This window comes from Chryseobacterium sp. 2TAF14 (genome assembly GCF_052115105.1).
Taxonomy (GTDB): Bacteria; Bacteroidota; Bacteroidia; order Flavobacteriales; family Weeksellaceae; genus Chryseobacterium.
The window spans coordinates 1-9,878 of record NZ_JBFRGA010000093.1 but is presented as its reverse complement, the minus strand read 5'-3'; the positions used below and the strand labels follow the sequence as shown (position 1 = coordinate 9,878).

Annotated in this window: 11 protein-coding genes; 6 read left to right on the top strand and 5 right to left on the bottom strand. The window is 34.3% G+C overall.

The genetic code is table 11. The features are described 5' to 3' along the window. On the top strand, positions 1 to 532 hold a 532-nt coding region (locus tag AB4Y90_RS11035), incomplete at its 5' end, for a patatin-like phospholipase family protein (protein WP_441557607.1). Between the two features lie 40 nt (positions 533 to 572). On the opposite strand, the gene AB4Y90_RS11030 is transcribed toward AB4Y90_RS11035, so the two are convergent. The 5 genes from AB4Y90_RS11030 to pdxR form a co-directional block, all read right to left on the bottom strand. After that, the gene (locus AB4Y90_RS11030) at positions 573 to 1,007 is read right to left on the bottom strand and encodes a hypothetical protein (protein WP_441557605.1); all 435 of its coding nucleotides are present in this window, start codon (positions 1,005 to 1,007) and stop codon (positions 573 to 575) included. 64 nt (positions 1,008 to 1,071) lie between these two features. After that, a complete protein-coding gene (locus AB4Y90_RS11025) occupies positions 1,072 to 1,554 on the bottom strand; it encodes a hypothetical protein (protein WP_441557604.1) in 483 nt (160 codons plus the stop codon). A 14-nt stretch (positions 1,555 to 1,568) separates the two neighbouring features. Beyond that, a complete protein-coding gene (locus AB4Y90_RS11020) occupies positions 1,569 to 2,294 on the bottom strand; it encodes an ABC transporter ATP-binding protein (RefSeq protein ID WP_441557603.1) in 726 nt (241 codons plus the stop codon). 83 nt (positions 2,295 to 2,377) lie between these two features. After that, positions 2,378 to 2,938 (bottom strand): hypothetical protein, encoded by a 561-nt coding sequence (locus AB4Y90_RS11015; RefSeq protein ID WP_441557602.1) that lies wholly within the window; start codon positions 2,936 to 2,938, stop codon positions 2,378 to 2,380. Positions 2,939 to 3,488: 550 nt separating this feature from the next. Next, positions 3,489 to 4,976, bottom strand: a complete 1,488-nt coding sequence (gene pdxR / locus AB4Y90_RS11010) for a MocR-like pyridoxine biosynthesis transcription factor PdxR (RefSeq protein WP_441557601.1) — start codon at positions 4,974 to 4,976, stop codon at positions 3,489 to 3,491. 66 nt (positions 4,977 to 5,042) lie between these two features. Between pdxR and AB4Y90_RS11005 the strand changes: the two genes are divergently transcribed. The 5 genes from AB4Y90_RS11005 to bioA all read left to right on the top strand — a co-directional run bounded on the left by AB4Y90_RS11005 (position 5,043) and on the right by bioA (position 9,713). Further along, positions 5,043 to 5,666, top strand: a complete 624-nt coding sequence (locus tag AB4Y90_RS11005; RefSeq protein ID WP_441557600.1) for a hypothetical protein — start codon at positions 5,043 to 5,045, stop codon at positions 5,664 to 5,666. Continuing rightward, a complete protein-coding gene (locus AB4Y90_RS11000) occupies positions 5,659 to 6,759 on the top strand; it encodes an aminotransferase class I/II-fold pyridoxal phosphate-dependent enzyme (RefSeq protein ID WP_441557598.1) in 1,101 nt (366 codons plus the stop codon). Before AB4Y90_RS11005 ends, AB4Y90_RS11000 begins: the two co-directional genes overlap by 8 nt. Beyond that, positions 6,756 to 7,373 (top strand): dethiobiotin synthase, encoded by a 618-nt coding sequence (gene bioD, locus AB4Y90_RS10995; protein WP_441557597.1) that lies wholly within the window; start codon positions 6,756 to 6,758, stop codon positions 7,371 to 7,373. Before AB4Y90_RS11000 ends, bioD begins: the two co-directional genes overlap by 4 nt. After that, entirely contained in the window at positions 7,366 to 8,352 is a 987-nt protein-coding gene (bioB, locus tag AB4Y90_RS10990; protein WP_441557595.1) for a biotin synthase BioB, read from the top strand. Before bioD ends, bioB begins: the two co-directional genes overlap by 8 nt. Positions 8,353 to 8,447: 95 nt before the next feature. Further along, positions 8,448 to 9,713: an adenosylmethionine--8-amino-7-oxononanoate transaminase gene (gene bioA, locus AB4Y90_RS10985; RefSeq protein WP_441557593.1), complete on the top strand. Its 1,266-nt coding sequence runs from the start codon at positions 8,448 to 8,450 to the stop codon at positions 9,711 to 9,713. Positions 9,714 to 9,878: the final 165 nt, after the last annotated feature.

The following is a 9,878-nucleotide window of genomic DNA, read 5'->3' as shown; positions in this document are numbered from 1 at the left end:
TCTGAAGCCTATTTTCAATGATATGAAAATTGGCGATCTCGGAAAAGAAGTGAAAATTGTAGCTACAGAATTGGTTGGCGGAACAGAGAAAATTTTTGATGAAGATTTTCTCGTTACGGATGCAATTATTGCGTCATGTTCTATTCCCGGGATTACAACACCTTATATTTTAGGCGAGGAAATGTTTTGTGACGGTGGTGTGCTGAATAATTTTCCTGCAGACATTATTCGTGATGATTGCGATAAACTGATTGGCGTGTTTGTTTCTCCGCCTCACAATATTAAGATTAATGATTTAAAGACAATAAAGGCAATTGTTTCGCGATCTTATGACCTGCTTTCGTATCGCATCGAGAAGATTAAATTTGAACATTGCGACTGGCTGATTTCGTCTCAGGATCTTTCAAGCTACGGAACTTTTGAAAGAAAAAGAGAGCGTTTAGAGCAAATATTCAATATCGGATATCGTGCAGCCAAAGAAAGTTTTGCTGAAAGCAATTATTTTACGCAACTTAAAAAGTTTGGATCTTAAAAAAACCAAACTCTCACTTTAAAGGCGAGAGTTTATTATTTTAATTTTTTACAATCTGTGCATCCTGTCTTACTAATGTGTCACCATTTTCTCCAATGACAACCAATGTGTAAGGTGCTTTTTTTGCTGAATCGGTTAGATAATTTCTCCAAACCTGGTAAATTGTTCCGTTGTTATTAAATTCAAAATAATAATTACCGCCCGATCCATCCGGAATTAATTCTCCGTTACTGATGATCATGCTTGGTTTGGCTGTAATTTTTGTATTGGCTCCCCAGGATTGATAAAGATAATTACCGTTTGGCTGCTTATCAATTCTTACTTTGAATTTTTTGGTTTTAATGATAACTGTTTTAGGAACATTTTGAAAATATTCTGTTCCGTTATCTTTGATAGGATTGGGTTTTAAATCGTTTGCTGAAATAAAAGAAAACTGAGCAATGCAGAAAGTTCCTAATAATAGTTTCTTAATCATATTGATTTTGTTTTGATAATAAAACGAGAATCAAATTTAAAGCCAATGCATTAGCTTCAATTTTTTATTTGAAAATTTCTTTAAACTCATCAATGTAAGATAATTTTTCATATCCTAAGTATTTGAAATTTCCTTGGATATGATTTTTTATCTTAAAATAATTTCTGTGGTAAAACTGTGATATTTTTGCAACCTTAATGCCATTTTTGTACAGGTAAGTGTATTCATAAGTTCCTCCTTTACCGGTTAAATGACTGTATTTCCAGCCATCTATTTCAGAAAACTTAAAAGTTTTAGTGAAAATTCCGAAAAAACTTTTTATAACAATTTCATTTTTATTTATTGTCAGGCTAATGCATTTTGTTCTTATTTCCCCCAAAAATAACATTACAAACGAAAAACTGAACATCGTTGGAATAAAAATTCTAAGAAATAAAGGTATAGCATGATCGGTAAATATTCCGGGAATGATTAAGATGATGAGGAATAAAAACGCAATAGATAATATGTAAATTAATAAAACTCTAAAACTAAACTTTGTTTTCATGCATTGAAAAAAGTTTAATACTTCGTCTCAGCCTCAACCTTAAAATCCTGCGTATAACTCGCAAAAGCATCTTCCAGGCTTTCAAATTTCCCTTTAAATTCGTCAATATTACAATCCTGAATAATATTTCCTTTATGAATAAGGATTACACGGGTACAAAGCGCTTCGACTTCCTGCATGATGTGAGTGGAAAGCAAAACCGTTTTTTCTTTCCCGATTTCTTTTACCACATTCCTGATTTCAAGAATCTGATTGGGATCTAATCCGTTTGTAGGTTCATCCAAAATCAACAAATCTGGTTGATGGATAATTGCCTGAGCCAAACCAACTCTTTGCTTGTAACCTTTAGAAAGCTGACCGATTTTTTTAGATTTTTCAGGTGTAATTCCTACCAATTCGATCACCTCATCAACTCTTGCTTCAGAGATCTTATGAATGTTGGCAACAAACTGAAGGTATTCTTTCACATACATTTCCAGGTAAAGCGGATTGTTTTCAGGAAGGAATCCGATGTTTTTTTTGCTTTCGATCTCGTGTTCAGAAATATTTTTTCCGTTAAAGATAATTTCGCCTTCATCAATTTTTAATGCACCGACAATCGATTTCATCAAAGTAGATTTTCCGGCTCCGTTCGGACCGAGAAGACCGATGATTTCGCTTTTGTCAATGGTGATGTTGATGTTGTTAAGAGCAGTCTGCTCGCCAAATTTCTTTGTTAGATTAATTACCTGAAGAGACATAGTACAATGAAATATTTTAGCAAAAATAGAAATAAAAAAACTCATTCGGGAAGAATGAGCTGATATATATTCAAAAAACAGATTTATTTTCTCTTTTTCGGAGTTTTGTTTGCGGGTGAAGTATTTTGTTGTGTGTTATTCATTGCGTTTTGTGCAGGATTTACCTGTGCTGGTCTTGCCACAGTTTTATAAAGTGCCGCTTTTGGAGTTCCGATACCGAAGATTTTATCAACCTGCTTTTTATTTAAAAACTGAGATTTTCCTACATATTTTTTATTCTTATTGATGTATTGAATGATCTGAACAGTCGGCTGACCGTAGTTTTTCTCATACTGAAGCTCAATGATATCGTTGGGAAGTTCTAAAGAAATATTTCCGCTGGGTGGAACAATAAATCCATCAGTAATCAATTTGTAAAGCTCGCTTACATCTCCGTTTATATCGTTGAAAGAAAAAGATCTGAAGGTATTGAGATTACTGGTATTAATATCCTGATAGTTAAAAGTAAATTTATTTTCCTTTTTATATAAGCCCACCGAATTATCTTTTCCGATCTCAATTAAAGTTTCATTTTTCAAAACTTTTATTTGTGAAAAAGCAGATATTCCGGTAAACAGAGTGAGTAGTAAAATTATTCTTTTCATGCTATTGTAAATTTAATATTTTGGTTGGTAATGCTAATTTATAGATAAAATTATAAACACCATTCCTTTTTACTGAGCAAAAATAACGTTTTTTTTTAATTCATTTTTTTTGAACATTATGCAAATCGTAACATAAAGTGAACGGAAAATAAATTTTGAAAAGTATATCTTAGACTTTTACGTTTTATTTTAAAAATATTACATTTTACAAAATAGATTTTCAATCAGCTAGGAATGTCTTACGGAAGCATTTCTTCAGAAATTGTTTAATTCTATTAATATTTTGGCATTATCCTCAAAATAGGTTGTTTCTTGGTTTTTAGTTTTAATATTCCACAAATTCAGGTTTTATAAATTTTAGAATGAGTAGAATTTTAATTAAAATTTAATATTAAATAAATAGTTATCTATAAATAATAAAAAATTGCAAATAATTTCCTTGTTAATTAACAGTTTTGTTTTAATTTGAATACAGAAATTATACCAACAGGATGAGAATTAATTTCCCAATCATACTTTTTTACTAAAAAATCCTGAGAAGTTTATAAAATTACAACAGAGATTTCACGTTTTCAGATAAGATTTCAATACTTTTTTCCATTTCATCAAAATTTAAATTCCCGAATCCTAATCTCATGGCAGTTATATTTTTATTTTGATACAATAAAGTTTTAGGAATGAATAAATTATTCTGGGCGCAATGACGGCTCAATTGCATCAGGTTGATCGGGATGTTCCATTCTGTCCAGATTGCCAATCCGCCCGAAGGTTTTTGAAATTGCAATGCATTTCCTAAATGTTTTTCTAAAAGCTCTGCAAAATAATCTCGTCTTTCCTGATATACTTTCAGCGATTTTTTTAGATAACGGTTAATTTCTCCTTCCGCAATCATTTCTCCAAGAACACGTTCCATCAAAACATCACCCTGTCTGTCGATGATTCCGAGGTATTTTCGCATTTCTGCCATCAGATTTTCCGGCGCAACAATAAATCCAGTCCGAAAACCGGGAGCAAGAGATTTCCCAAACGAACCGATATAAATCACCATTCCGTTTGTGTCTGCGCTAGACAAAGGAAGAATCGGACTTTTATTATAATGAAATTCATAATCGTAATCGTCTTCAAGAATGATAAAACCGTATTCGTTGGCAAGATTTAAAAGTTCAAGCCTGCGTTTTGCGCTTAAAGCAACTGTAGTAGGATAGTGATGATGCGGCGTAAGATACAGCATCCTGATTTTTTGTTTTTGACAAGCTTCTTTTACGCTTTCTACGATAATTCCTTCTTCATCAATCGGAATTGACATAATATTAACACCCGCTTTTTGAAAGATCATGTTCACCGAAAAATAGCTTAAAGCGCCTACCAAAACAGTGTCTCCTTTAGAAAGCAGAATTTCAGAAACAATGTAAATGCTCATTTCTGTGCTTCTGGTAATGAGAAGATTATTCTTCGAAATAGGCAATCCTCTTGATAAATTGAGGTAATGGGAAAGGTTTTTCTTAAAAAATTCGCTTCCGTCATGGTTGTAATGTCCCAACATTTTTTGCTGCGACTTTCGTTTCAAAATAGAACTGTAAAATTTTGAATGTTGATCGATTTGAGTTAAACGAATATCGGGAACGCCGTCATTGAAAACATATTCACAAGTAGAATGCTCAAAAGGATTGTCTAAGATATTTGATATTTTAAACGAAAAACCGGTTGATTTTGGATAATTTTCGAGTTGATTCTTCTCAAAAGCTTTTATTTTTAATGGTTTTTCATGATTTTTTCCAATCACAAAAGTCCCCTTATTCGGAAGGCTTTCTACCCAACCTTGTGCAAACAATTCATCATAAACAGCAACGATCGTATTGCGGTGTACTTCCAGAATCTGGCTTAAAGCTCTTGTTCCAGGAAGTTTTGTACCAAAAGGAATGTAGCCTCTCTGTATAGCATTGATAATCTGATTGGCAATTTGCATGTACAGTGAAGTGTCAGAATTTCTGTCAATTTTCACAAAACTTTTATAAGGAATTTCAACCGGACTATCCATAATATAAAAACTGGCACTATTAAACCATCCGGCAATATACTACTTTTGACCCATAAAAATGAAAATATGCAATTCTATAATCTGCTCGAAAAAATTGTAAGGGACGATGAAACCCATGCAAAGTGGCTCAATACTCTTTCATTCATGGAAAACGCAGGAGCCAGAAAAATTTCTGCCTGCGAACATCCGGTAAAAGTAAGTTTAATACAATTAAAACATGCTGTTGAAGAGCATCGTCATGCTTATTATTTAAAAAAGCAGATCGGAAAATTAGATCCAAGTTTTTGTAAAACCTATGAAAGTACAGAATTGCTGGCTCCGGTTGCTACCCGACAATATCTTCATTCTTTGGATATTAAAGCTTGCCGTTATCTGCAGAACGCTTTTCATCTTACAACAGAAGATTTGAAATATGCAGCCTATCTTTTTGTAACCTACGCAATTGAAGTTCGTGCTGACGAATTGTACCCGGTTTATCAGGATATTCTTACTAAGATATCTTCTAAAATTATGGTGAGATCTATTATTCTGGAAGAAGAAGGACATTTGGAAGAGATGATTAATCAGCTTAATGATTTTGCGGAAGATTGGCAGATTCATGCTGATCAAATTTTAAAAATAGAAAAAAATCTGCACGACCAATGGGTGAATGCAATAACGGAAGAAGTGTCTCAGCTGAATCATGTTTGATAGTTTTCAAACAGCGCTCGACAAAAGAAAGGAAGCGGGAACGCTGAGAACTTTAAAGCCAAAATCGGAAGGTGTTGATTTTTATTCTAATGATTATCTTGGTTTTGCAAGGAGCAAAGAACTGCAAAATATTTTACTCGAAAAAATTACAGATAATCCTCAATTATTGTCAGGAAGTACAGGTTCCAGGCTCATCAGCGGAAATAGTTTTATGGTAACTGAAACCGAAAATTTTATTGCTGAAGATCACAAGTCTCATTCTGCATTGCTTTTTTCATCGGGTTATAATGCAAACCTGGCTTTGTTTTCTGCATTGCCAAACCGTCACGATATGATTATTGTGGATGAGAAAATTCATCGTTCCGTACATGATGCCTGCAAAATGTCGCTTTCAAAAAAGCTGAAATTTAAACATAATGATCCTGAAGATTTAGAACAGATTTTAAAAAAACAAAAGGGAAACAGTTATATCGCCATAGAAAGTTTGTACTCGATGGATGGCGATTTGGCGCCCGTTCAGGAAATTGCCCAAATTGCTGAAAAATACAAAGCCCGTTTAATTGTAGATGAAGCGCATGCTTTTGGCGTTTTCGGATATGGTTTCGTTGAAAAACATCAATTGCAAAACCGGGTTTTCGCAACTGTTATTACTTATGGAAAGGCATTTGGTGCTCATGGAGCTGCAATACTTTGTAAAAATGTTGTAAAATCTTACCTCATCAATTTTGCGTCGCCGTTTATTTACACCACTTCAGCTCAGGATATTCAGTGGATGAGCATCAGAACAGGATATGATTTTTTTAAAACAAAATCTGAATTATCGTTAAAACTTCAGCAAAATATTAAAATCTTCAGAAAGCAGGGTTTAAAAACACCTTCGGCAGAAAGCAGTCCGATTCAGGCGATCATCATTCCTGATAATCAGAAAGTGAAAAGACTGCAGCAAAATTTATCAGACAACGGATTTCTGACGTATGCGGTTTTCAGCCCTACCGTAAAAGAGGGTGCAGAAAGACTTCGGATTTGTCTGCATAGTTTTAACACAGAAGAAGAAATCATTCAGCTAACGAAAATCATTAAAGAATCGACATGAAATTATTTGTAACCGGAGTCGGAACAGAGGTAGGAAAAACCGTTTGTTCTGCAATTTTAACGAAATATTTTAAAGCTGATTACTGGAAGCCCGTGCAATCAGGCGATTTAGGTTTTGCCGATACCATGAAAATTAAAAGTTGGGTAGGAGATGAGGCGATTTGTCATCCTGAAACTTATCGTTTGCAGCTTGCTGCTTCACCTCATCAATCGGCTGCTGAAGAAGGAATTTTAATTAATCTGAATGATTTTAAACTTCCTGAAACTCAAAGTAATTTGATTATAGAAGGAGCGGGAGGTTTGATGGTTCCTCTTTCAGATGAAGAATTCATTATTGATTTAATCGAAAAATTAAACCTTCCTGTTGCGCTTGTTGTAAGGAATTATTTAGGATGCATCAATCATACTTTATTATCGTTGATGATTTTAAAACAAAAAAATATTAAGCTGGAATATCTGATTCTCAACGGAAATTTTCCGAAAGATACTGAAAGAATAATCTGTAAAAACATTCAACAGAAAACAAAAATTTTAAAAATTCCTGATTTAGAAAAAATAACAAAAGATAATATAGAAAGTATTACAAAACAATTAGAAAAAATAGAAAATGCATAGAGAAAATCAACTGAGAAATAACTGGACGAAAGAAGAAATAGAAGACATCTACAATCTTCCTTTGCTGGAACTGATTTATAAAGCAGCAACAGTTCATAGAGAATGGCACAATCCTGAAGAAATTCAGATCTCAACACTTTTATCAATAAAAACAGGTGGTTGCGTAGAAGATTGCTCGTATTGTGGACAGGCTGCAAGATATCACACCAATATTAAAGTTCAGGCTTTACTGCCGACAGAAAAAGTAATCGAGCACGCCCAAAAAGCAAAAGATAACGGTTCTTCCCGTTTTTGCATGGCTGCAGCATGGAGAGAAGTAAGAAATAACCGTGATTTTGATCGTGTAATCGACATGGTAAAAGGAGTAAACGAACTCGGACTTGAAGTTTGCTGCACTCTCGGAATGTTGACCGAAGAACAGGCTGTTCGTCTTGAGCAGGCCGGTTTGTACGCGTATAATCATAATCTTGATACTTCAGAGCAATATTATCAGGAGATTATTTCCACAAGAACTTTTGATAACAGAATCAACACCATAAATAACGTAAGAAAAGCAGGAATAACAGTCTGTTCAGGCGGAATCATCGGCTTAGGTGAAACGCATGCAGACCGAATTTCAATGCTTTTAACTTTAGCGACCATGCCGAAACATCCTGAATCTGTCCCGATCAATGCATTGGCAAGAGTTGCAGGAACTCCTCTTGAAAATAATGAAAAAACCGACACGTGGGAAATGGTAAGAATGATTGCGACAGCGAGAATTGTAATGCCTTCATCAATGGTTCGTTTAAGCGCGGGAAGAATTGAAATGACAGAATTCGAGCAAGGCTGGTGTTTCATGGCAGGAGCCAACTCAATTTTTACAGGCGAAAGAGAAACCTTATTAGTTACTCCAAATCCGGGAGTTTCGGAAGATATGCAAATGCTGCAGACTTTAGGACTAAAACCGATGCAAAAAAAAGAGAAAATTAATTATTAATTATTAATTGTGAATTATGAATTATGAATTATGAATTATGAATTATGAATTATGAATTATTTTTCCTAAAACCTAAAACCTAAAACCTAAAAAAAGTGAATTTACAAGAACGCGACAGAGCTGTCAACTGGCATCCTTATACTCAAATGAAAACAGCGGATGATGCCGTTCCGATCGTTAAAGGAAAAGGAGTATACCTTTTTGATGATAAAGGAAACAAATATATTGATGCCGTTTCTTCGTGGTGGGTGACGCTTCATGGTCATGCGCATCCTTATATTGCACAAAGAGTTTCAGAGCAGCTTTATACTTTGGAGCAGGTGATTTTTGCAGGTTTTACCCACGAACCTGCTATAAAATTGTCTGAAAATTTATTGAATCTGCTTCCTGATAATCAGCAGAAAGTTTTTTATTCTGATAACGGATCGACTGCGGTGGAAGTTGCCCTGAAAATGTGCATTCAGTATTGCTATAATCAGGGAAAAGATAAGACGAAAATTTTAGCGTTTAAAAATGCGTATCACGGCGATACTTTCGGGGCAATGTCGGTAAGCGGAAGAAGTGTTTGGACAAAACCTTTCGGAGAAATGCTATTTGAGGTAATTTTTATTGATACGCCTACTTCGGGAAATATTGAAAAATTAAAAGCTGAAATTTCAAATCATCAGGATGAAATAGCCTGTTTTATTTATGAACCGCTTGTACAGGGCGCTGCAGGAATGCTGATGTACGATGCTGAAGATCTGAATGAACTGATGAAATTTTGCAGATCAAAAAATCTTTTAATGGTTCAGGATGAGGTTTTTACAGGTTTTGGACGAACGGGAAAATTGTTTGCAGCCAATCATCTTTCAGAATCGCCGGATATTATGTGCTTTTCAAAAGGTTTGACGGGCGGAACATTGCCAATGGGAATTACAACCTGTTCTAATGAAATTTACAACGCTTTTTTATCGGATGACAAATATAAAACCTTGTTTCACGGGCATTCTTTTACGGCAAACCCATTGGCTTGTACGGCGGCTTTAGCAAGTATGGAACTTTTATTGAGCGACGAAACTCAACAAAATATTCAGCGAATTTCTGATCAGCATTCTCAATTTTCTGTCATTTTAAAACAACATCCGAAGGTTGAAAATATTCGTCAGACCGGAACCATTCTGGCGTGGGAATTTAAAACCGATCAGGGAACTTCTTATTTTAATAAAATCGGAAAAATGCTGTACGATAAATTTCTTTCGAGAGGAATTATCATGCGTCCGTTAGGAAATGTGATGTATCTGGTTCCGCTTTATTGTATCAGTTCGGAAGAATTAAATTTCATTTATGAAAATATTTTGGGAGTTTTAAATGGTTTTTAAAAGTGTTATTTTAGAGCCTGTTTAGATTTTAATTGCAGTTATACAGGCTGTCATTTTGAGCGAAACGAAGTGGAGTCGAAAAATCTCAAGCAACTGATTTTTAAAAGATTCTTCATTACATAATGCTCCGCAAAATTTCATTTAGAATGACAAAAAGAATTTTTG